This window comes from Streptomyces sp. NPDC050564, from assembly GCF_044457265.1.
GTDB lineage: Bacteria > Actinomycetota > Actinomycetes > Streptomycetales > Streptomycetaceae > Streptomyces.
Genome location: NZ_JBITGS010000011.1, coordinates 123,685 through 145,940 on the forward strand (window position 1 = coordinate 123,685; position 22,256 = coordinate 145,940).

18 protein-coding genes and 1 pseudogene are annotated in these 22,256 nt (G+C 69.3%); 10 read left to right on the plus strand and 9 right to left on the minus strand.

The genetic code is table 11. From position 1 onward, the window contains the following. Positions 1-8: 8 nt before the first annotated feature. The 7 genes from ACIBK0_RS19290 (at position 9) to ACIBK0_RS19320 (ending at position 6,748) form a co-directional block, all read left to right on the plus strand. The gene (locus ACIBK0_RS19290; RefSeq protein ID WP_037764993.1) at positions 9-422 is read left to right on the plus strand and encodes a roadblock/LC7 domain-containing protein; all 414 of its coding nucleotides are present in this window, start codon (positions 9-11) and stop codon (positions 420-422) included. A gap of 111 nt (positions 423-533) precedes the next feature. Next, positions 534-932: a DUF742 domain-containing protein gene (locus tag ACIBK0_RS19295; protein WP_028802396.1), complete on the plus strand. Its 399-nt coding sequence runs from the start codon at positions 534-536 to the stop codon at positions 930-932. Next, the gene (locus ACIBK0_RS19300; RefSeq protein WP_054235412.1) at positions 913-1,488 is read left to right on the plus strand and encodes an ATP/GTP-binding protein; all 576 of its coding nucleotides are present in this window, start codon (positions 913-915) and stop codon (positions 1,486-1,488) included. Before ACIBK0_RS19295 ends, ACIBK0_RS19300 begins: the two co-directional genes overlap by 20 nt. Positions 1,489-1,838: 350 nt before the next feature. Then, positions 1,839-5,066 (plus strand): nitrate- and nitrite sensing domain-containing protein, encoded by a 3,228-nt coding sequence (locus ACIBK0_RS19305; protein ID WP_399081164.1) that lies wholly within the window; start codon positions 1,839-1,841, stop codon positions 5,064-5,066. 10 nt (positions 5,067-5,076) lie between these two features. Continuing rightward, entirely contained in the window at positions 5,077-5,490 is a 414-nt protein-coding gene (locus ACIBK0_RS19310) for a roadblock/LC7 domain-containing protein (RefSeq protein ID WP_054219305.1), read from the plus strand. A gap of 96 nt (positions 5,491-5,586) precedes the next feature. Continuing rightward, on the plus strand, positions 5,587-6,186 hold the full coding sequence (locus ACIBK0_RS19315; RefSeq protein WP_399081167.1) for a DUF742 domain-containing protein: 600 nt from the start codon (positions 5,587-5,589) through the stop codon (positions 6,184-6,186). Next, positions 6,167-6,748: an ATP/GTP-binding protein gene (locus tag ACIBK0_RS19320; protein WP_161225504.1), complete on the plus strand. Its 582-nt coding sequence runs from the start codon at positions 6,167-6,169 to the stop codon at positions 6,746-6,748. The genes ACIBK0_RS19315 and ACIBK0_RS19320 overlap by 20 nt, the downstream gene beginning before the upstream one ends. A 179-nt stretch (positions 6,749-6,927) precedes the next feature. On the opposite strand, the gene ACIBK0_RS19325 is transcribed toward ACIBK0_RS19320, so the two are convergent. The 4 genes from ACIBK0_RS19325 to ACIBK0_RS19340 form a co-directional block, all read right to left on the minus strand. Then, positions 6,928-7,119: an acyl-CoA carboxylase subunit epsilon gene (locus tag ACIBK0_RS19325; RefSeq protein ID WP_399081169.1), complete on the minus strand. Its 192-nt coding sequence runs from the start codon at positions 7,117-7,119 to the stop codon at positions 6,928-6,930. 57 nt (positions 7,120-7,176) lie between these two features. Further along, a complete protein-coding gene (locus ACIBK0_RS19330) occupies positions 7,177-8,775 on the minus strand; it encodes an acyl-CoA carboxylase subunit beta (protein ID WP_399081171.1) in 1,599 nt (532 codons plus the stop codon). A 154-nt stretch (positions 8,776-8,929) separates the two neighbouring features. Next, the gene (locus tag ACIBK0_RS19335) at positions 8,930-11,257 is read right to left on the minus strand and encodes a polysaccharide lyase 8 family protein (protein WP_399081173.1); all 2,328 of its coding nucleotides are present in this window, start codon (positions 11,255-11,257) and stop codon (positions 8,930-8,932) included. A 3-nt stretch (positions 11,258-11,260) separates the two neighbouring features. Then, positions 11,261-11,758 carry a hypothetical protein gene (locus ACIBK0_RS19340; protein WP_399081175.1) on the minus strand — a complete coding sequence of 166 codons (498 nt, stop codon included), beginning with the start codon at positions 11,756-11,758 and terminating at the stop codon, positions 11,261-11,263. A 235-nt stretch (positions 11,759-11,993) separates the two neighbouring features. Between ACIBK0_RS19340 and ACIBK0_RS19345 the strand changes: the two genes are divergently transcribed. After that, positions 11,994-12,611 (plus strand): YceI family protein, encoded by a 618-nt coding sequence (locus tag ACIBK0_RS19345; RefSeq protein ID WP_399081177.1) that lies wholly within the window; start codon positions 11,994-11,996, stop codon positions 12,609-12,611. A gap of 107 nt (positions 12,612-12,718) precedes the next feature. On the opposite strand, the pseudogene ACIBK0_RS19350 reads toward ACIBK0_RS19345, so the two are convergent. Beyond that, a pseudogene (locus ACIBK0_RS19350) lies at positions 12,719-13,296 on the minus strand (YdeI family protein). A gap of 279 nt (positions 13,297-13,575) precedes the next feature. On the opposite strand from ACIBK0_RS19350, the gene ACIBK0_RS19355 reads away from it, so the two are divergent. Beyond that, positions 13,576-15,210, plus strand: coding sequence for a subtype B tannase (locus ACIBK0_RS19355; RefSeq protein WP_399081416.1), 1,635 nt, complete (start codon positions 13,576-13,578; stop codon positions 15,208-15,210). Positions 15,211-15,566: 356 nt separating this feature from the next. On the opposite strand, the gene ACIBK0_RS19360 is transcribed toward ACIBK0_RS19355, so the two are convergent. Continuing rightward, positions 15,567-16,625: an FUSC family protein gene (locus ACIBK0_RS19360; protein WP_399081179.1), complete on the minus strand. Its 1,059-nt coding sequence runs from the start codon at positions 16,623-16,625 to the stop codon at positions 15,567-15,569. Between the two features lie 61 nt (positions 16,626-16,686). On the opposite strand from ACIBK0_RS19360, the gene ACIBK0_RS19365 reads away from it, so the two are divergent. Further along, positions 16,687-17,118, plus strand: coding sequence for a MarR family winged helix-turn-helix transcriptional regulator (locus tag ACIBK0_RS19365; protein WP_399081181.1), 432 nt, complete (start codon positions 16,687-16,689; stop codon positions 17,116-17,118). Between the two features lie 37 nt (positions 17,119-17,155). Here the strand turns inward: ACIBK0_RS19365 and ACIBK0_RS19370 are convergent, their stop codons facing one another. From ACIBK0_RS19370 to ACIBK0_RS19380, 3 genes are all read right to left on the minus strand, one after another. After that, positions 17,156-17,587, minus strand: a complete 432-nt coding sequence (locus tag ACIBK0_RS19370; RefSeq protein ID WP_399081183.1) for a group II truncated hemoglobin — start codon at positions 17,585-17,587, stop codon at positions 17,156-17,158. A 53-nt stretch (positions 17,588-17,640) separates the two neighbouring features. Continuing rightward, a complete protein-coding gene (locus ACIBK0_RS19375) occupies positions 17,641-18,993 on the minus strand; it encodes a hypothetical protein (RefSeq protein WP_399081185.1) in 1,353 nt (450 codons plus the stop codon). A 202-nt stretch (positions 18,994-19,195) separates the two neighbouring features. Continuing rightward, positions 19,196-22,216, minus strand: coding sequence for a glycoside hydrolase family 3 protein (locus ACIBK0_RS19380; protein WP_399081187.1), 3,021 nt, complete (start codon positions 22,214-22,216; stop codon positions 19,196-19,198). Positions 22,217-22,256 lie beyond the last annotated feature (40 nt).

Below are 22,256 nucleotides of genomic sequence, written 5' to 3' on the forward strand. Positions count from 1 at the left end.
TGAGCCCGATGAGCCAGGCGGCACAGAACCTCAACTGGTTGATCACCAACTTTGTGGACAACACCCCCGGGGTGTCCCACACCGTCGTCGTGTCCGCCGACGGACTCCTTCTGGCACTGTCCGAAGGCTTCCCCCGTGACCGCGCCGACCAGCTCGCGGCCGTCGCTTCCGGGCTCACCTCGCTGACGGCCGGGGCATCCCGGATCTTCGAGGGCGGCACGGTGGCCCAGACGGTCGTGGAGATGGAACGCGGCTTTCTCTTTCTGATGTCCATCTCGGACGGATCGTCCCTGGCGGTTCTCTCCCACCCGGAGTGCGACATCGGCCTTGTCGGCTACGAGATGGCGCTGCTCGTCGACCGCGCGGGCGCAGTGCTCACGCCGGACCTGCGCGCCGAACTGCAGGGAAGTCTGCTCCACTGACGGCCCTGGGTTCTACCCACAGCACGAAATCACCGTCCGGCCGCCACAATCCCCCCACCGGCCCCAACAGACGGCACGACTGACCGACTTGCTGTCCCGCCCGGAGGATTCATGACCCCGCCCACCGCCTCTCATGATCCGTACGCGCAGTCGTACGAGGATGAGGGCGACCAGCCGCTGGTACGTCCCTACGCGATGACCGGCGGCCGGACCCGGCCGCGCTACCAGCTCGCCATCGAGGCTCTGATCAGCACCACGGCCGACCCTGCGCAGCTGATGGGGCTGCTCCCCGAGCACCAGCGGATCTGCCACCTCTGCCGAGAGGTCAAGTCGGTGGCGGAGGTGTCGGCCCTCCTGTCCATGCCGCTCGGTGTGGCCAGGATCCTCGTCGCGGACCTCGCGGAGGCCGGACTCGTCGCCATCCATCAGCCGGGTGGCGATGAGAACAACGGTGGCGCGCCGGACGTGACTTTGCTCGAAAGGGTGCTCAGTGGACTTCGCAAGCTCTGACGGAGGTCGTACGACCACCTCCGCGAAGATCGTCGTGGCGGGCGGCTTCGGCGTCGGCAAGACCACGTTCGTGGGCGCCGTCTCCGAGATCAACCCGCTGCGCACCGAGGCCGTCATGACGTCCGCTTCCGCGGGCATCGACGACCTCACGCACACCGGCGACAAGACCACCACCACGGTGGCCATGGACTTCGGCAGGATCACCCTGGACCAGGACCTGATCCTGTACCTGTTCGGCACCCCCGGTCAGGACCGCTTCTGGTTCATGTGGGACGACCTGGTCCGCGGCGCCATCGGTGCCGTCGTCCTGGTGGACACCCGCCGTCTCGCCGACTGCTTCCCCGCGGTCGACTACTTCGAGAACAGCGGCCTGCCCTTCGTCATCGCCCTCAACGGCTTCGACGGGCACCAGCCGTACAACCCCGAAGAGGTCCGCGAGGCTCTGCAGATCGGTCCGGACGCCCCGATCATCACGACGGACGCCCGACACCGTGCGGATGCGAAGAGCGCGCTGATCACGCTGGTCGAGCACGCGCTCATGGCACGGCTGCGGTAGTAGCCAAGTCGACAGTTCCATAAGGCAGTTGTCGTAGACGCATTGGAGCCGGCTGTGTCATTTGACACGGTCGGCCACAGTGTTCATAACGTTTCGACAGAGAATTTCACTGGCACAGACACGCATCGCGGTCACCCGGTGCCGCTGTGCTCACAAAAGCCCCGCCTTTTGGCGGGGCTCGCTCTTTATGACCGTTTTATCTGGGGCTTACATCACTCGGAACCCCTGGTTCCGAGTGTTTGGAAGGGCGCCGCCTGACGTGCTGGAATGCGCTGAACTGCCCAGTAGTCAAGGGCGCTGGAGACACCGCGGCACAACGTAGGTGCCGACGCCGAGAGGTTGTTGGTCGAGTGAGGCGAAGCAAGAACGGTCCCGAGCCGTCGGCACGGGGCAACTTCACCCCGCCGCCGCGCGGAGCGGCGCCCGCACAAGTGCCCGGCCCGGAGCCCACGGCGGCGCCCGCGCCGAGCGGCGGTCGCTTCTCCCCGCGCAACTGGCGCGTGCCGACCAGGCTGAACGCGATCCTGCTCATACCCGTGGCGGTCGGCCTTGTCATGGGCGGCTTCCAGGTGAAGAGCTCGATCGACACCTGGCAGGAAGCCCAGGACGCGGAGAAGACGGCACGTCTGGTGCAGGCGGCGCTGACCTACGGCGACAAGCTGTTCGTCGAGCGTGACGTCACCGCGGAGCCCCTGCTGAGGAACAAGGGGGGCCAGGGTCAGAAGGATCCGGCCGTCGTCAAGGCCCGCGCGGACACGGACGCGGCCGCCGACGCCTTCGACGAGGCCGCCCAGAACATGCCGAAGACGGCGGGCCTGGAACGGCGCCTCAGCGTCTTCCGCAAGGTCGAGCCCGGTCTGAGCTCCCTGCGGAAGGTCGCGTACTCCTCCCAGCTCACCGGTGTGAAGACCGAAGAGGGCTACCTCCAGATCCAGCACCCGCTGATGGAGTTCGCCAACGAGCTCGGCCTGGGCACCGGAAACATCACCAGCTACGGCCGTACCGTCTACGCGATCTCGCTGTCCAAGGCCGCGCTGTCGCTGGAGCGGTCCATCGGCATGCACATGCTGATCAAGCCGGGCCCCGGCGCCGGCAGCCTCGCCAGCCAGCGCGTCGCCCTCTCCTCGTACGCCTACCTCGAAGGCATCGCCGTCGAGGAGTACATCGGTGGTGGCACCCAGGCCGACGCGGACAAGCTCAACGCGGCCAAGGCCCAGATCAAGACGGAGCTCACGGCCCAGGCCACGAAGGCCCGCGCCGCGAACCCCAGCTACGTGCCGCCGCCCAAGACGATGATCTCGGACCTGGCGCAGCTCAAGTCCCCCCAGCAGACGGACCTCGACGAGCTCGCCTCGACGGGCCTCACCGCGCCGAACTGGTGGGCGGTCAACACCGCCAAGTACAACGCCTACCGCCAGATCGAGTCGGACCTCGCCGACAAGGCCGTGGCCGAGGCCGCGGACATCTCCGACAGCGCCAAGACCGACGCCTTCATCACCGGTGCCGTCGTCGTGGTCGCCCTGCTCGCCGCGTTCATCCTGGCCGGCATGGTGGCGCGCCAGATGAGCCGCTCGATGCGCCAGCTGCGCAACGCGGCCTTCGGGGTCGCCGAGCAGCGTCTGCCGATGCTGGTCGACCAGCTCTCCCGCACGGACCCGGGCCGCGTCGACACCCGCGTGCAGCCCATCCCGATCACCAGCACGGACGAGATCGGCGAAGTCGCCCGCGCCTTCGACCAGGTCCACCGCGAGGCCGTCCGACTGGCCGCCGAGCAGGCCCTGCTGCGAGGCAACATCAACGCGATCTTCACCAACCTGTCGCGCCGCAACCAGTCGCTGATCGAGGGCCAGCTGACTCTCATCACCGACCTGGAGAACAACGAGGCCGACCCGGACCAGCTGGAGAACCTCTTCCGCCTGGACCACCTCGCGACCCGTATGCGCCGCAACGGCGAGAACCTCCTCGTCCTCGCCGGCGAGGAGCCCGGCCGCCGCTGGGACCAGCCGGTCCCGCTGGTCGACGTGCTGCGCGCCGCCTCCTCCGAGGTGGAGCAGTACGAGCGCATCGAGCTCTCCGGCGTCCCGGAGGCCGAGATCCACGGCCGCGCCGTGACCGACCTCGTGCACCTGCTCGCCGAGCTCCTGGAGAACGCCACCACGTTCTCCTCCCCGCAGACCAAGGTCCGCGTCACCGCGACCCGTCTCCCGGACGGCCGCATCATGGTCGAGATCCACGACAAGGGGATCGGCCTCACCGCCGAGGACTTCGCGGACATCAACCACAAGCTGGCCAACCCGCCGACCGTGGACGTCGCGATCTCGCAGCGCATGGGCCTCTTCGTGGTCGGCCGGCTGTCCGACCGGCACGGCATCCGCGTCCAGCTGCGCCCCTCGGGCGAGCAGGCCGGTACCACCTCGCTGGTCATGCTTCCCGACGCGATCACCCACGGTGGTGGTGGCGAACAGCAGCCGATGCGCGACGAGTTCACCGTTTCGCAGATCATCCCGGAGCAGCGGGCGTTCCAGGGCGAGGACTTCGGGGGTCAGCAGCAGCCGCCGCTGCGCACCGCCGCGGAACTCGGCTTCGACGACAGCCGCTACACCGAAGTGCCCGACGACATCCGCGATCTGGACCCCGTGGGCCGCTCGCTGATGCGTGACGAGCGCCGCGCGGCCCTGGAGGCACAGGCACAGGGCCAGGAGGCCATCGAAGGCCCGCAGGGCTACCGGAACGACTTCGACGCCCAGCAGCCCGGGTACGACAACGGGCGGCCGTCGTACGACGGCGGCCCCGCGTACGACAACGGGCAGGGCGTGTACGAGGAGCAGCAGACCACGTACGACCAGCAGACGGCGTACGAGGAACCGCGGCAGGCGTCGTACGACGAGACGTACTTCCCGTCCAATGGCGGCTACCCGGAACCCGGTTATGCGGAGCCGGTCCAGGAGGAGCACTCGGGAGCCCGAGGTGCCGCCTCGGAGACGTTCTCCGCCTTCGAAGAGTCGTCCTACCAGGACGACTGGCCGCAGCAGGACACGCACCAGGGTTCGTACCGGTCCGAGTACGCTCCGGAAGCGGAATCATCACAGGCCGCTGACGTGAGTGAGCAGGACCGCGTAGGCTTCACCCGTCCGGGACCGGCCCCCTCCGCCACCCACGCGCTGACCGACGCCGGACTGCCCCGCCGCGGATCCACCGGAGGCGGCAACGGCAACGGCCGGCGACCCGTGGACCAGCGGGAGCAGGCGGCGCCGGCGGCCACGGCTTCGGCCGCGGAGAGCAACGGTAACTGGCGCTCGTCCAACGACGACCGGTGGCAGCAGGCCGCACAGCTCCGGAAGCCCAAGGCGGGCGGGGTCACCTCGTCCGGTCTGCCGCGGCGGGTGCCCAAGGCCAACCTGGTCGAGGGAACCGCGGAATCGACCCCCCAGGGCGGCCCCCAGGTCTCCCGCGCTCCCGAGGACGTCCGGGGCAGGCTGAGCAACCTGCGCCGCGGCGTACAGCGGGGACGCAATGCAAGCAGTGACACGAACGGCCAGGGCTTCGGTCCTGACAGCACCTACAACCAGGAGCGTTAGTGTGAGCCCGATGAGCCAGGCGGCACAGAACCTGAACTGGTTGATCACCAACTTCGTGGACAACACCCCAGGGGTGTCCCACACGGTGGTGGTCTCCGCCGACGGACTCCTTCTGGCGATGTCCGAAGGCTTTCCCCGTGACCGCGCCGACCAGCTGGCGGCCGTCGCGTCCGGTCTGACCTCGTTGACCGCGGGCGCCTCCCGCATCTTCGAGGGCGGCCATGTGAACCAGACAGTTGTGGAGATGGAGCGGGGATTCCTCTTCATCATGTCCGTTTCCGATGGTTCCTCGCTCGCCGTCCTTGCACACCCGGAGGCGGACATCGGTCTCATTGGGTACGAGATGGCGCTTCTGGTGGACCGTGCGGGTACGGTCCTGACCCCGGATCTTCGAGCAGAGCTCCAGGGGAGCCTTCTCAACTAGCAGACAGACGGTGCGTATTGGCGTCCCGGGGCCGTAAGGTTTCGGGACGCGGTCCCACAGTGATGGGTGCCCGGCGCAGTCGGAGGAGGAGAGACAGTGGCAACACCCCCAGGCGGTTCGTCTTCGGGCAACTGGTCGTACGGCCCCGGCCAGGGGCAGGGCGGCCAGGGTGACGGTTCGCAGAACCCGAACCGGTACAACTTCCCCTCCGCGCCCAGCCACCGGCGTCAGCCGTACACGCCCCAGGGCCCCCAGGGTCCCGGTTCCTCGCCGTACGACCAGCCTCCGGCACCGCGCATCCAGCCTGTGCAGCCGCAGCGACGCTCACCCGAGCCGTCGCCCGCGGGGTCGTCGAACAACCCTCTGGTGCGCCCGTACGCCATGACGGGCGGCCGCACCAGGCCCCGCTACCAGCTCGCCATCGAGGCGCTGGTGCACACCACCGCGCAGCCGCACCAGATGCAGGGCCAGCTGCCCGAGCATCAGCGAATCTGCCACCTCTGCCGGGAGATCAAGTCGGTCGCCGAAGTCTCGGCGCTCCTCACGATCCCTCTCGGCGTGGCCAGGATCCTCGTCGCCGACTTGGCGGAGGCGGGCCTGGTCGCCATCCATCAGCCCGGCGGCGACGAGAACGCCGGCGGCCAGCCAGACGTGACTTTGCTCGAAAGGGTGCTCAGTGGACTTCGCAAGCTCTAGCGGAGGGCCTTCCCGCTCCACCACGTCCGCGAAGATCGTGGTGGCGGGCGGCTTCGGCGTGGGCAAGACCACGTTCGTCGGCGCCGTCTCGGAGATCAACCCGCTGCGCACCGAGGCCGTCATGACGTCCGCTTCCGCGGGCATCGACGACCTCACGCACACCGGAGACAAGACGACGACCACCGTCGCCATGGACTTCGGCCGCATCACCCTGGACCAGGACCTGATCCTGTACCTGTTCGGCACCCCCGGTCAGGACCGCTTCTGGTTCATGTGGGACGACCTGGTCCGCGGCGCCATCGGTGCCGTCGTCCTGGTGGACACCCGCCGTCTCGCCGACTGCTTCCCCGCGGTCGACTACTTCGAGAACAGCGGCCTGCCCTTCGTCATCGCCCTCAACGGCTTCGACGGCAGCCAGCCGTACAACCCCGACGAGGTCCGCGAGGCCCTCCAGATCGGCCCCGACACCCCGATCATCACGACGGACGCCCGCCACCGCGCGGACGCCAAGTCGACGCTGATCACGCTGGTCGAGCACGCGCTCATGGCGCGCCTTCGCTAGCGCGGGCACCGCAGCACTCTCCGAGAACGGCCCTCACCCCTCCCTCAGGAGGCAAGGGGGCCGTTCTCATGCGCGCCTCCACCACTGCACCGTTCTCATGCGCGCCTTTCACCACCGCACCGAGCAACACCACGGCCCCGCCCTCCCGAAGGAGGACGGGGCCGTGTGCGCTGGAAGAGTCAGTGCCAGCTGTGCGGAGCGTGGAAGCCGGGCTCGCGCTCCAGGCGGCGCCAGCCGGCCTTGAGGCGGCCGCGGTGGGCCGGAGCATCAGTGGAAGCGGCGGCCGCGCGGGCCAGGAGGATGGCCGTGATGGCGGCGACTTCCTCGGGCTCGGCGTGGCCCTTCTCGACGCGGATGTCAGGGGTGCTCATAGGTGTCAGTCTCCGTGAGAGAGGTTTCCGCGGGGCTGCCGCGGAGGATCCGCAGGGTTACTGCGGGGGGTTGCCGTGCTTGCGCGAGGGCAGGTCCGCATGCTTGGTGTGCAGCATCGCGAGCGACTTGATCAGGACCTCGCGGGTTTCCGCCGGGTCGATGACGTCGTCGACCAGGCCCCGCTCCGCCGCGTAGTACGGGTGCATCAGCTCGGCCTTGTACTCCTTGACCATGCGCACCCGCATCGCCTCGGGATCGGCTGCCTCGGCGATCTGGCGGCGGAAGATGACGTTGGCGGCACCTTCCGCACCCATCACGGCGATCTCGTTGGTCGGCCAGGCGTAAGTGAGGTCGGCACCGATGGACTGGCTGTCCATGACGATGTAGGCACCTCCGTACGCCTTGCGCAGGATGAGCGAGATCCTCGGAACGGTCGCGTTGCAGTAGGCGTAGAGGAGCTTCGCGCCGTGCCGAATGATCCCGCCGTGCTCCTGGTCGACGCCCGGGAGGAATCCGGGGACGTCCAGGAGGGTGACGATCGGAATGTTAAAAGCGTCACACATCTGGACAAAGCGCGCAGCTTTTTCGGAAGCCTCGATGTCCAGGACGCCCGCGAGGGTCTGCGGCTGGTTGGCGACGATGCCGACGACCTGGCCGTCGAGGCGGGCCAGCGCGCAGATGATGTTGCGGGCCCAGCGCTCGTGGACCTCCAGGTAGTCGCCGTCGTCGACGAGCTCCTCGATGACCTTCGCCATGTCGTAGGGACGGTTGCCGTCCGCGGGGACCAGGTCCAGCAGGACGTCGGAGCGGCGGTCCGCCGGGTCCTCGGAGGCCACATGCGGCGGGTTCTCGCGGTTGTTCTGCGGCAGCATCGACAGGAGGTAGCGCACCTCGGCGATGCAGGTCTCCTCGTCGTCGTACGCGAAGTGGCAGACGCCCGACGTCTCGGCGTGCACATCGGCGCCGCCCAGACCGTTCTGCGTGATCTCCTCGCCGGTGACGGCCTTGACCACGTCCGGGCCCGTGATGAACATCTGCGAGGTGTCGCGGACCATGAACACGAAGTCCGTGAGGGCGGGGCTGTAGGCCGCGCCGCCCGCGCACGGGCCGAGCATCACGCTGATCTGCGGGATGACACCGGACGCCTTGGTGTTGCGCTGGAAGATGCCGCCGTAGCCGGCGAGGGCGCTGACGCCCTCCTGGATACGGGCGCCCGCACCGTCGTTCAACGAGACCAGCGGCGCACCGGCCGCGATCGCCATGTCCATGATCTTATGGATCTTCGTGGCGTGGGCCTCGCCCAGCGCGCCGCCGAAGATCCGGAAGTCGTGCGCGTACACGAAGACCGTACGGCCCTCCACCGTGCCCCAGCCGGTGATGACACCGTCGCTGTACGGCTTCTTGGCCTCCAGGCCGAACCCGGTCGCCCGGTGTCGGCGAAGCTGCTCGACCTCCTGGAACGAGCCCGCGTCCAGCAGCAGCTCGATGCGCTCCCGTGCGGTCAGCTTGCCCTTGGCGTGCTGCGCCTCGGTCGCCTTCTCGCTGGGCCCCCGCAGCGCCTCCGCACGGATCGCGTGCAGTTCGGCCACGCGCCCGCGCGCGTCCGTGGGCTCGCCTGCGGAGCTTGCGGATCCAGCCTCATCCAAAACGGTCATGTAGTGACCTTACGAAGCCCACCTAGGAAAGCGAGCCGTCGACTCCGTACAGTCTCCGGCCCGTTTTCCTGGTACCCCTGAACAGAACCACGACTCCATGCAGGCGATCTGACTGCTCAGAGGGCCTTCGGCTTGTAGAGGTCACACAAAGGAGTCACCTGAGAGCCACCTCACATTCATGAGTGGCGCATGCCATCCTTGGAGTGACACGGACCCTGAGCCGGCGGCCCGTACCGAGGATCTCGACCGTCGGATCCGCGCTGACGACCTCGCGCACCGGCCGGTCCCAGACGATCTCCAGGGGCTCCCCGGTACGCGGCGGCTCGCTCACACAGAGGGTAGCGGTCCGCCCCCGGCGCCGTACCAGCACACTCGCGCCCGCCGAGGCGCTCAGCGGACCCGCCGTGCCGGCCTCCCAGAAGTTCGCGGCCGTCAGACCGAGGGAGCGCACCTGAACGGCCTGGCAGCGGGCGTCGTTGGCGAGGACGCACAGCCAGGCGTGGTCCGCCGCACGGGCCGCGACATCGCCGCGCGAGGCGCCGGGCATCAGGAGATAGGCGTAGGTCGCCTCGGCTGGGTCCGTGCCATGGTCCAGCCAGAGGGTCTGCCAGCGCCGGGTGCGCCGTTCGGTGGTGCTGGTGGTGTTGATGTCGGCCCAGGCGCCGGTGCGGTCCTCGCGAAGGGTGCGCAGGTCCGCCGTACCGCCCGGGAACACCCACCCGCCGTGGCCCTCGAGATGAGCCCATCCGCGGGAGACGATGAACCGCTGCGTGCCCCCCTCCCCCAGGTTGCGGTTGTCGACCACCGTCTCCACGGGCACACCGTCGGTGGCTGTGATCCCCGCGCCCAGGCAGATGAGGGAATCCGTGACGCAGAACCAGGACTTGCGGGCTTCGAGGGTGGAGCCGAGTCCTTTGAGGTGCTGCCCCACGGCCGCGTACGTGCCGTCCGTCGCGCCGCCGACCCAGCGCACGGCGGGCCTCGCCGCTCCCCACTCGCCGCCCTCCTTGTCGGCAAGTCGCTTGGTGGACACGGTCGTTCCTGGCAACCGGTACCAGTCCACGGTGGGCCAGAACCAGTCGGTGTACTGATCGGCCCGCCCCGAGTGCCCCTCGGCCCACCACAGCGTCATCCCGGCACCGGTGTGCCAGCCGCGCGGGTTCTCGCCATTGCCGCACTCGTAGTGCGCGATCCGCTCGGAGGCCATGGAGATGCCCGCGGCGAAACCCGGGCCGCGGTGCACGGCCCGGTCCATGGCCGCGAAGAGGTGGTGTCCGGCGGCCTCGGGTGCGGGCTCTGCGGCCGAGTCGGCGATGGTGCGCAGCCGGGCCAGATCGGCGACCCCGAACTGGGGCGCCGTGCGGATCGGGGTCACCGTGTCCCGCTCGATCCACCCCTTGATCAGTCCGTACCAGCGCTCCCGTTCGACGGGGCTCGCGCCCTGGGCCAGCAGTGCGATCGCGGCGATCAGCCCCTGCCCGTGGAAGTGGTCGCCGCGCATGATGTGCCGGTCGTCGCTCTTCAGGTACCCCCGGCTGATGGCCCGCCCGTTGACACTGTCCATCACCAGCCCGTCGTGGACGAGCGGCGCGTACGCGTGCTCGACACTGTCCAGGACGATCTGCCGGTTCGGGTCTGTCACCTCCCAGGTGGATCCGGCCAGCAGCGCGAACAGCCGCCCGAGGCCGTCCAGCATGACCTGCCCGTACGTCCCCGAGTACGCGACCCAGGTGTGCTGCACGAACGAGCCGTCCGCGTACAGCCCGTCCCCGGTCGTCACGTACGGGAAGACGGGCGAGAGCGCGTCCCGGGCGAGCGCGATCCTGTCGGGGACCCGGCCGAGGACGCCGCGCAGCGCGACGGACCGGCACAGGTCGACGCGGTTGGCGCCGGTGGAGGTGCCCGTGTAGTCGCGGAGCATGGCGTCGGGGATGAAGTGGTCGACGGCGGCGCAGGCGGCCTCCCGCTGGGGCCCGGTCAGTTCGTCGTGCAGGGCGGCGACGATGTCCATGAGGAGGCGGGGGCTGCCGATCTGCCATTCCCACCAGTTGCCGTAGCGGGCGGTGGAGGTGTTGTAGACCGTTGCGGAGAGGTGGCCGAGGCCGCTGAGCACCTTTGCGAGGAGGGTCTCGTCCCCGGTCGATCCGGTGCCGTCCTGGACGTAGGCCTGCGTCATCGTCCACAGCCTGCTGTAGCTCTGGGTGACGCCGGAGGGCGGGTCGAAGGGGTAGCCGGGCCAGAGGGAGACCGCTGTCGGAGCCATGGTCGCGCCGAAGCCGCGGGCGAGTGCGCCGGTTTCGCGCAGGCGGGAGGCGTAGGGCTCGGCGGTGGGGTCGTAGCCGGTGCCGAGGGCGATGTCGAGCCAGCGGTGCCGGAGGGTGGCGTACTCGTCGTCTTCGCCGGCGGCCGCTGTGCGGAAAGGGGCGCTCGCGGCCGCCGTGAGGGCGGCCGCCAGCAGGAACGCACGACGGGTGGGAGTCATGCCCTAGCAGCCGCCGCAGTTGTAGTAGAGGACGTCCCAGTGGTTGCCCTCGTCGGCGTAGATGTTGCCGGAGCCCGACTTGTACTGCGGGGCGCCGTCGCCGCGCAGCCCGATGTAGGTGAAGTTGTTCTTGATGTAGGCGGTGACGCAGGTGTTCTTGCCGTAGTCGAGCTTGTAGCCGTTCCAGTGCGAGTAGGTACCGCTCGCGTGGCCGGTCTCGGTGCCGCCGGTGATGTTGAGCGCGCAGCCACTGGCCCGCTTGAGGGTCTGGGCGCCTTGGGCGGTGGCGAGGTTGAGCTGCTCGAAGGACGTACAGGTGGGGTTGTTCCGGTCGGAACAACCGCCGGACGAGGACCAGGTGATGCCGACCTCGCGGAACATCGAGGTCGCTGTGGCGTGACTGATCTTGGTGACGGCGAACGCGTCGGTGGCGGTGCCGACGACCGCGACACCGGGGGCGACGACAAGGGCGAGGGCGGTCAGGGCGGAGCGGAGCTTCATGGGGACCCTTCCTGCGGACGACCGTGCTTCCTGTGGGGCGGCGGTGCAGGCGGTGCACGGAGATGGTGCCCGAGGTCTACGCGCGTCGGCCAGAGGGCGGACGAAACCAACCCGAAGTAACGTCGTGAACACGCTACGGATGATGTTGAAACTTGAACGGAATAGGTCTACAGTCGTCCACGTTGACCTCGTTGAAGATTCAACAGAATCGACTAATTCTCCCAAGGAGCACGTCATGGGCATCTTCGGCCGCAAGAGCGACGCCAAGGACACCAACGCCACCCCGGCGCCCGCCGCCGTCAGCCCCGACCTGGCCGCGCTGACCGGTGACTACACGATCGACCCGGCGCACTCGTCGTTCGGCTTCGTCGCGCGCCACGCGATGGTGACGAACGTCAAGGGCAGCTTCCAGGACTTCGAGGGCACCCTGCACCTGGACGGCACGGACCCCTCCAAGTCCACGGCCGCCATCGACATCAAGATGGAAAGCGTCGAGACCGGGTCCGCGGACCGTGACGGTCACCTGAAGAGCTCCGACTTCTTCAAGGTCGACGAGTTCCCGACGATGACCTTCCGCTCCACCAAGGCGGAGGCCCTGGGCGGCGACGACTACCGGATCACCGGTGACCTGGAGATCCTCGGCACGACGAAGCCGATCACCATCGACCTGGAGTTCAACGGCTCCGCGAAGGACCCGTTCGGCAACGAGCGCGTGGGCTTCGAGGGCAAGGCCGAGATCCTGCGCTCCGAGTGGGGTCTGACCTGGAACGCGGCCCTGGAGACCGGCGGATTCCTCGTCTCCGACAAGATCAAGCTGAACTTCGACATCTCGGCGATCAAGAACGCCGGCTGAGCCTTCCGCTCCCGCCGGCACCCTGAGCGCGCCCGCCTTCCCATTCCCCCCGAATCCGGAAGGCGGGCGCTCCGGCGTGTCCGGACGGCTGCCCGTCCGGGCCGGCGTCACTTCACCCGCTGCCCCGCCTCCAGCTTGGTGATCACGGCGCGCAGCCGTGCCGCCCTGGTCTCGGGCGCCCTCGCCCTCAACAGGCCCACCACAGTCAGATATTGACCGGTCTTGCCGAGCTGCTCGAAGAAGCGCTCGGCCCCGGGGTTCTGGCGCAGTGCGGCGATCAGGTCGTCAGGTGCGGTGGCGTTCCTCTGCGACTCGTACGCCGCCGCCCATCTCCCGTCCGCCCGCGCGGCTTCGACCTCCGCGAGCCCGCCGGGACGCATCCGCCCGGCCACCGTGAGTTTCTCGACCCTGCGCACATTGACCGACGACCACAGACTGCGCGGTCTGCGCGGGGTGATCCGCTGCAGGAAGTACGACTCGTCGCATCCCTTCCGCCGGCCAGTGATCCAGCCGTGGCAGAGCGTAGGTCGTTGACCTCCACGGCGGTGACAGAGGGCAGGCCCGCGCCCTTCTTCGCGACCTTGCCCCACCCCCCTGGATCGAGCCCGGAGGATGCCGCCAGCCACGCGTCCAGCCGGCCCGCGTCCTCGAAGGCCTTGATCTCTGCACCGTCAGGAGTGGTCATGCCCCCCACGCTAGGAACCTAATAGGTCAGTTTCCGTCCTAAGGATTCCTGAGGCCCTGCGGATTTCTGAGGTGCGCCTGGCGGAGTCATGTGAGCCCGCCATGAAAACGTGAGTGTTCACAATGAAATCAACAGAATTGTTGACACTTTTTGCGGCAGCGCTTTACGTTCGCAACACAAGATCTCGAGTACGGCGCCACGCGCGGGCGACGAACCCGCATGCCGCAAAGGGGAGAGACCGCAGTGAAGTACAGGGCAGTGAAGCGCAGGACCGTCGTCATGGGCATCGGCGCGACCGCCGGGGTCGCAGCAGCCGGCGGCTTCGCCTTGAGTGCGAACGCATCGGGCAAGTCCGCGGCGAAGTCGTCGGACGCCCTGGTCTTCGACAAGGACGGCTACACCGAGCTGACGACGACCATCACCGACGCCGACGGCAACGACAAGGAGGTGGTCTACCACTTCTGGAAGGCCATCACCTATGTCACCGACCCGGTGGACGAGAAGTACCAGAGCCTGAATGTCAGCGTCCCCGTCAAGATCGACGGCAAGGCCGTGGACGCCCCCCACGCCCCCATCGTCTTCGCCAACTCGGTCGGCGGTTACATGCCTTCGTCCGTGGCCGACGCCACCGGCGTGGGCGGCGGTGGCATGACCGGCGCGCCCACCGGCGGGGCGAGCGGCATTGCCGCGCCCTCCGCCTCCGCCTCCGCCTCCGCCTCCGCCTCCGCCTCCGCCTCCAGCAGCATGGGGACGGGCGAGGTGCAGTCGGGCGGCAACGCGATGCTCAACGGTCAGGGCGAGATGGTCAACCTCGGCAAGCTGGGCCTGGCGGCTGGGTACGTCGTCGTGGAGCCGGGCGCGCGTGGCCGGACCCTCACCGACTCGGAGGGCAACTACTACGGCACCGCGCCGGCCGCCATCGTGGATCTGAAGGCCGCCGTCCGGTACGTGCGCGCCAACAAGGGTGTCATCCCCGGCGACACCGACCGGATCGTCTCCACCGGCACCAGCGCCGGCGGCGCCCTGTCCTCCCTGCTGGGCGCGTCCGGCGACAGCCGTATCTACGACGCGTACCTCGAGGAGCTCGGTGCGGCCGAGACGAGCGACGCCATCTTCGCCACCGGCGCCTGGTGCCCGATCACCGACCTGGAGCATGCCGACGGCGCCTACGAGTGGAACTGGGGCACCAGCATCACCCAGAGCACCGGCAAGGTCGTCGACCAGACCGTCTCCAGGGAACTGCGGTCGCAGTTCGCCGAGTACCAGGCCTCCCTCAAGCTGCGCGGCCTGAACGGCTTCGGTCCGCTCACGGCCCGCAACTACGACGAGTACCTGGTGAAGCAGTACTTGGAGCCGTCGGCGACCAAGTACCTGGCGGACCTGTCGGACGCGGACCGCGCGACCTACCTGGCCGCGAACACGTTCATCACCTGGTCCGGCGGCAAGGCGGTCTTCTCCTGGGCCGACTTCCTCACCCACGTGGGCGCCCGGAAGAAGACCACGCCGGCCTTCGACGCCTTCGACCTCTCCGCGGGCGAGAACAACGAGTTCGGCAAGGACAAGACGCAGGCCCGCCACTTCACGGCGTACGGCCTGAAGAACGACACCACGGGTGTCACGAGCAAGCGGCTCGAGAGCGACATCCCCGAGAAGCTCGACCTGATGAACCCGATGTACCACCTCAAGGAGCACAACCCAGGCCGCTCCAAGCACTGGTGGATCCGCCTCGGCACCAAGGACTCCGACACCTCGCTGACGGTCTCCGCCAACCTCGCCGCCGCCGCGGCCGGCCTGGGCGACGACGTGAACCACCTCTACTACTGGGACGAGGGCCACGGCTCGAACGTCGACCCGGCCGACTTCATCACCTGGATCGCCAAGGTGACGGGCCACGGGAAGCGCGCCGCGAAGTAGTACGCCGACCGCGACGCCGAAGCCCCGGCGCGACTGGGGCTCGGCGTCGCGGTGTTGTCATCGCAGTGCCGCGGCCGGTCGAGATGCCCCATGCTGGGCACGTCGACCTCGTGGGAGCCGTCATCACTGTCTCCCCCACGACCTGGAGGGGGCGACTTCGCCGCGGCGCTCGCCGCGGGCATGGTGCGGGGTCAGGAACAACAGGGGCGTCCCGCGAGGCGGCCGGGATGACCTGTTCTCGCCGAGGATCTCGAACTCCTCGCCGGATGACGTGACCATGAACGGGAGAGCGGACCCGCCGCGGTCCGACGGGTCTGCGCCAATGGGCCCCCGATGCGGGGCTGTTCGCACCTGACTCAATCGGTGGCCGGGCGGGCTGTCGTACGCCGTCGGACCACCGGCAGTACCCACCACGCCGACGCCACCGCCAGCGCCGCTCCTGCCGCGATTTCTTCGAGGCGGGTCGGCAGCAGGCTCTGTGCGTTCTGACCGTAGTAGCCGAGGAGGAGGGCCAGGGCGGTGGTCATGCCGGCGGCCCAGTACGCGTAGTTCAGCGGCCGCAGCCACAGGGCGACTGCCAGGACGGCGAAGATCAGCACGACGCAGGTGCGGCCGCTTGCTCCGGCGGCGGCCACGCCGGTGGCCAGCAGCGTGCCGGCGCAGGCGCCGAGAAAGCGCTCGACTCCCTTGCGTACGACGTCGTTCCGGCCCCGGTTGCCGCTCGCGGCGACGTACGCCGTGAGGACCATCCATGGCCAGTGGCGGTCGAACAGCAGCCGCCCGAGGATGAGCGCCGCGGCCACGGCTACCGCCATCTGCAGGGCCATGCGGGTGCTGGGGCGGGGGCGCAGTCGCGAGGGGCGGCGCCCGGTGCGGTTCCGTTCGGGCTCGGGCTCGGGCCGCCAGGGGATGCAGCGGTCCGCCGCCGCCTGCACCAGCCGGACGCAGCCGCACGCCAGCATCCCGATCAGTGCCGCCCACCCCCAACTCACCGCCATCGACTGGGCCTTGGGCGGCAGCGTCGGGCCGGGGACCACGAGCAGCGCGACGAGCGGCAGTGTCATCAGGGTGCCCGCCTTCGTCGCGGCCGGGCCGAACCGGCGGATCCAGATCGGCAGGGAAATGCCGAGGGTGAAGACGGCGGCCCCCAGCGCGTAGTGCTCCGCCATGAGGTGGCCGAGCAGGGTCGAGGCTCCGGCCGCGGCGGGCAGCAGCACGAGGGCCGTGAGGCGTCCGCGGGCGTCGGCGGTCCGTTGGATGCCCGCCACAGTGAGCGTCAGGGCGACCGCGAGAACCAGGACGTCGGTGTGCAGTCCGGCGGCGCCCTCCAACCACAGGGCGGCGGCCCAGCAGAGCAGAACGGCCGCCATGGTGAGCGCAGATTCGTAAGCATTGCGTATGAGTTTTGCGGTCACTATGCCGATAGTACGAGCCATTGCGTCGCTCTGACAGTACGTATTCTCGTACGATCTCCTCATGGATCGACTATCCCGGGCCGCCCAGATCCGCCGCGGCATCGTGCGGCTCAACCGTCGGCTGCGGCAGGAGCGGGGCGAGGGTGGGCTCAGCCCGAATCAGCTGGGGGTGCTCGGGCATCTGCGGCGTCACGGGGCCGCGACGCCGGGCGAGGTCGCGGCGGCCGAACGGCAGCGGCCGCAGTCACTGACCCGGGTCTTCGCCGAACTGGAGGCGGCCGGGCTCATCGCTCGGGAGCCCGGGACCGCGGACCGGCGCCAGTCCGTGCTCACGCTGACCGAGGACGGGCGCCGGGCGCTGGAGCGGGACATGGCCGAGCGCGACGCCTGGCTGGCCACGGCGCTCGGCACGCTGAGCGAGACCGAGCGGGAGGTACTGCGTCTCGCGGGTGCGCTGATGGACCGGCTCGCGGACACCGATCCGAGGTCATGAACCCTGTGCTGGTGGGCTGTTTGTCCGCTCCGGCGAACTACCAGCCCCAGTGCGGGACTTCGCGCAGCGGGTGCAGTTCCTCGTCCGTCCGAGCCCGGGAGTTCTGCTGGGCCACGCGCGAGCCGAACTCGACGTGCGAGCGCACCGCCGCGCGGAAGGGTTCGTCGTCCGGCAGGTCAGCCTCGTCCAAGGACTCCAGATAGACCTGCACGAATCGTTCGCGCTGTTCGTCGGTGATCCGCAGCCCGCGGTGCACCTGGATGATGTGCTCGAAGCCGAGCTCCCGGGTGAAGCGGTCGGGGCCGCCGAACGATTCCGCCGTGAACCAGGTCAGATGGTCGACGTGGTGCGGTTCGCGGCGCGGGAAGACCTCGCACAGGACGGGGTCCGCGAGCGCCTTCGCGTAGAAGATCTCCTCCAGGCGGCGCAGGGCCTCGTCGCCGCCCGCGTGTTCGTAGAGACTCGTCATGCTCTTCATCGTGTCTCATCGCGAGGCGGTGGCTCGGGTTCCGCCCGGCACCTTCAGAAGCCGCCGCCGAAGTCCCCTCCCCCGCCGAAGTCGCCGCCCCCGCCGTCCCCGAATCCGCCGCCGAAGTCACCGGGGTCGAAATCGGAGCCCGAGACGTCGCCGCCGTCGTAACCGCCGCCTCCGAAGTCGCCGTATCCGGAGCCGTAGTCGGCCGCGTACGAGGGGCTGGACATCACGCTGCCGAGCAGCGTGCCGACGAGGAGGCCAGGCAGCAGGCCACCGCCGAAGTAGCCGCCCGCCCAGGGGCCGTAGGCCGGGCCCGCGTCCCAGTACGGACGGCGGCCGTAGTCCGTGTCGACCTCGCGGATCGCCGGGTCGGCGCCGTCGGCGAGGCGGGCCCGGTCCGCCGCGCAGACCGGGACCTGACGGGCTGCGCCGCCGGCGGGCGTCCAGGTGGCGTCGGCGACGGACGGACCGTGCCGCGGGTCGAAGAAGCACGGGGCGCGGCGCTCGGGGATGGGCCGGCCCTCGCGGCGTGCGGCGAGCACCGCGAGCGAGAAGCGGCCGTCCTCCAGGGACTCGGTGACGGCTCGCACGTCCTCGGGGCGCCGGGCAGCGACCATGGACGACTTCGCCTGGTCGTACGCGTCCAGCGCGCGCTCGTAGTCCGCGCGCATCGCGTCGTCCGCGCCGGCCTCCGCGGGGTGGAAGTCGAGCCGGTCGAGTTCCTCGCCGAAGGCCGTGATGTCTTCGTCGACAACCACGCGCAGCTTGTCGAGCGCCGCCTGCTGCTCCTCCGCCTTGCGTCGACGGTTGCGGCGTACGAGCGTGTAAGCGCCCGCGCCGCCGGCCACGACCACGGCGGCGACCGTGATCAGGGCGCCCGTGGATACGCCGCTCGCCGTGCCGCCACCGCTCCAGCTCGCGGGGGACGAGCCGCCGATGTTGGTGAGCGCGCGGTCCGTGAAGTCGTTCAGCTGGGTCTTCGCGGGTTCGCCCTGGACGCTGGTGACAAGGTTCTGCACGGCCGTGCGGGACATCACCGAGGAGTCGGCCCGCGCGTCGAAGCGGTCGCCGAGCCTGATGGCGTACAGGCCGGTGATGCCGGTGGCGGTGCGCAGATTCTGGAAGAGGTTCTGGGTGGGGAAGCCGTCGGGCAGGACCGCCACGAAGACGGGCTTGTCCGCGTTTTTGATCTTCTTCGCGAGGGAGTCGGCGTCGGTGGCCGACAGCTGGGCCGAGACGGCGGGGTCCACGTATACCGGGCCCTTGCGGAGGGCTGCGGCGACGGTGTCGACGCTGGTGGCCGCATGGGCGCCGGGCGCGCCTGCCACGAGTACCGCCAGAGCGGCGAGGGCCAGTGCGATCAGCAGGCCCGGGAGGGCTCGGGTGAGTGCGGCCTTCATGTCTTCGAAGCTACCCGAAGGGGCGCAAATGTGAACATATGGGCTGGCGGGAGCTGTTGCGGTGGGGTGCTCGGAGAGTTTTTTCGCCCCCTCCGCCCCTGCCCGTCCCGTGCCTGGGGGCTGCGCCCCCAGACCCCCGCTCAAAAGATTGCGCAGTTCCCCGCGCCCCTTTCAGGGCCGCGGGGAACTACACAGGCGGGCCTCAGCTTGCCAGGTATGCCTCCTTCAGCTTCGCGACCGCGGCCGCGTACCGACCCGTCAGCAGGAGATGGTCCGCGTCGGCGAAGGGCTTCGCGGTCGCGGGAGTGAGGGTGGAGCCGAGCTTCTGCTGGACGAGGAGGCGGGCCTTGGTCACGGCGGCGCGGCCGGCTTCGCTCGCGCCCGTTCGGTCGGCCGCCTCGGCGACGAGGGCGAGGACCTTCAGGGCCGAGCTGCCCCCTGCCGGCACCTTCGTGAGGGTCGTGAGGCCCCAGCCGTACGGGAACTGCGGATCGTAGGACGTGTCACCGACGTTGATCGGCAGCTGGGACTCGGACCTCGGCCAGGTGACGGGGAGCTGACCGGTGAAGGCCCGCTTCCCGTACAGCACGTCCGCGACACCGTCGCCCTCCGTGCCCGGCAGCCAGGAGGCGACGAGCGCGTCGATCGAGCCCAGGCGGTCCCCCACCAGCTGCGGCCGGCCGGAGACGGTCAGGACCACGCACTTCATGGCCCCGCACACCTTGTCGACAGCGGCCTTGTCGGCGGCGGTCAGCTCCAGGTCGTTGCCGTTGCCGACATCGCCGACACCCTCGGCGTACGGGGTCTCGCCGACGACGACCACACCCACGTCGTAACCGCCCGTCGGCGCCGAGGCGTCCTTCGAGTAGGTGACGTCACCGCCGGCCCGCCGCATGCCCTCCAGGATCGTCGTGCCGTGCGTGATGGGCCCCGACGAGCCCTGCCAGGTGATCGTCCAGCCGCCGGTCTGGTTGCCGATGTCATCGGCGTTCGATCCGGCGACGTACACCTTCTGGGACTTCCTGAGCGGAAGCACACCGCCCGCGTTCTTGAGCAGGACCTGGGACTCGGCCGCCGCCTGGCGGGCCACGGCCCGATGCTCCGGCGAGCCGATCCGAGAGGCGCCCGAGGTGTCCGCGTACGGCTTCTCGAACAGGCCGAGCTTGAACTTCTGCGTGAGGATGCGCGCCACCGCGTCGTCGACCCGGCTCTCGCTGATCCGGCCCGCCCTCACCTCGTCGATCAGTGTCGTACGGAAGTCCTTGTACGCGTACGGGACCATGATCATGTCGAGGCCCGCATTGATCGACGTACGCACGTCGGAGGCGTAGTCGCCCGGGATCTGGTCGATGGCCGCCCAGTCGCTGATGACGAAGCCGTCGAAGCCCATGCGGTCCTTGAGCACGCCGTTGATCATGTCCCCGCGGGCGTGCATCTTCACCGGGCCCCGGCCGTCGCCGAGGATGTCGAGCGAGGAGTAGGAGGGCATGACCGAGCCGATGCCCCGGTCGACCGCCGTCCGGTACGGGGAGAGGTGGATCGCTTCCAGCTGCTGCCGGGTGACCTTGGTGACGCCCTGGTCGATGGTGTACGAGCCCGTCGTCGACGAGCCGTACGCCGTGCCGCCGTCGCCGACGAAGTGCTTCGCGGTGGCCAGCACCTTGTCGTCGTCCTTCAAGTCCTTGCCGTCGGCGGCACCTTGGAGGCCCTGGATGATCGTCTCCATCGACTTGACGAGGGCCGGGTCCTCGCCGAAGGACTCGTAGGAGCGGCCCCAGCGTTCGTCGCGGGTGACGCACAGGCAGGGGGCGAAGTCCCAGGGAATTCCGGTGGCGCGGACCTCGGCGGCGGTCACGGCGCCCGTCTTCTGGGCCAGGCCCGGATCACGGGTCGCGCCGATGCCGATGTTGTGCGGCATGATCGTCGAGCCGACGAGGTTGTTGTGGCCGTGCACGGCATCCACGCCGTAGATCAGCGGGATCTGGAATCTCGTCGCCTGGGCGCGGAGCTGGAAGGAGTCGATCATCTTCGCCCACGCCTGGGCAGTGTTGGGCGTCGGGGTCGAGCCGCCGCCGGACAGGAGCGAACCGAGGTCGTACGTCGCGATGTCGCCCTGCGCCGTGAGCGCTCCGCGCTCGGCCTGCGTCATCTGCCCGGCCTTCTCCTCCAGGGACATCCGGGAGACGAGGTCGGCGACCCGCTTGCGCACGGGCAACTTCGGGTCCAGGTAGGGCAGTCCATGGGCATCGATGACCACCTGCGGGGTCTCGGCGGGGGCCTTCGCGCCGGTGACCGTGAGCTTCAGGGGGATCGTCTCGGCGGATTCGGCGGACTTGCCCTTCAGCGCGGACACCTGGATCGTGCGTGAGGTGCCGGAGGCCGTACCCGCCGGGAAGGTGAGCTCGCCCTTGATGGGCGTGTAGTCCTTGCCCGGCTCAGCGGTGCCGCCCGCGCCCTCGTAGGCGACGGTCACCGGCTCGTCGATCGGAGCGGAGCCGGTGGTGGCGACGGAGACCTTCACCGCGGCCGTGCCGCCCTCCTTCACCGGGTACACGGCGGAGTCGGTCATGACGGATGCCCGCAGGGACTGGTCCGCCTTGCCGTACAACTCGACGTCGTCCATGGCGAATTGACCCTTGACGCCGACCGGGAGGGTCACGGCGTACCCCCACATGTGGGTGAGGCCGAGGACCTGATCGATACCGCCGACGGGCTGGTAGTCCGTGCGATAGGTGAAGTCGGTGAAGGGGATCTCGATCCGTTTCCAGCCGGTGAAGTCATCGGTGAAGGAGGTCGTCCACAGTTCGGAGGCCTCGCCGTTGGCGCCGCCGTCCTTGATCTCGAAGGCCACCTTCTTGGCGTTGTTCTGGCCGTCCCACCAGAAACGGATGCCCTTGTGGGCGGACCAGTCGTGGGCCGGCTGAGCGTAGGCGAAGTCGTGGGTGAAGCCGCCGTAGCCGCTGATGTCGTAGCTGCCGGTGAGGACCTTGGCGCCCTCGGGGGCGTCGGACCGTGCGGTCAGGGCGAGTTGGGGCGGATCGTCGGTGTCGCTGCCCCAGGGAAAAATGCCGTCGGCGGGCGGATTCGCGAACGGAACCTCGCCTTCGAAGGTGTCGACGGCGACCGGGGCCGGGTCGTCGGCCCCCGCCGCGGCTCCCGCGGCGGCCAGGGGCAGCAGCCCGGTGAGCAAGGCGGCGGAGGCGAGCAGGGCGGTTCTTCGCATGGACCTTCCCTCGACTCTCGGAAATCCACTTCAGGGCTCT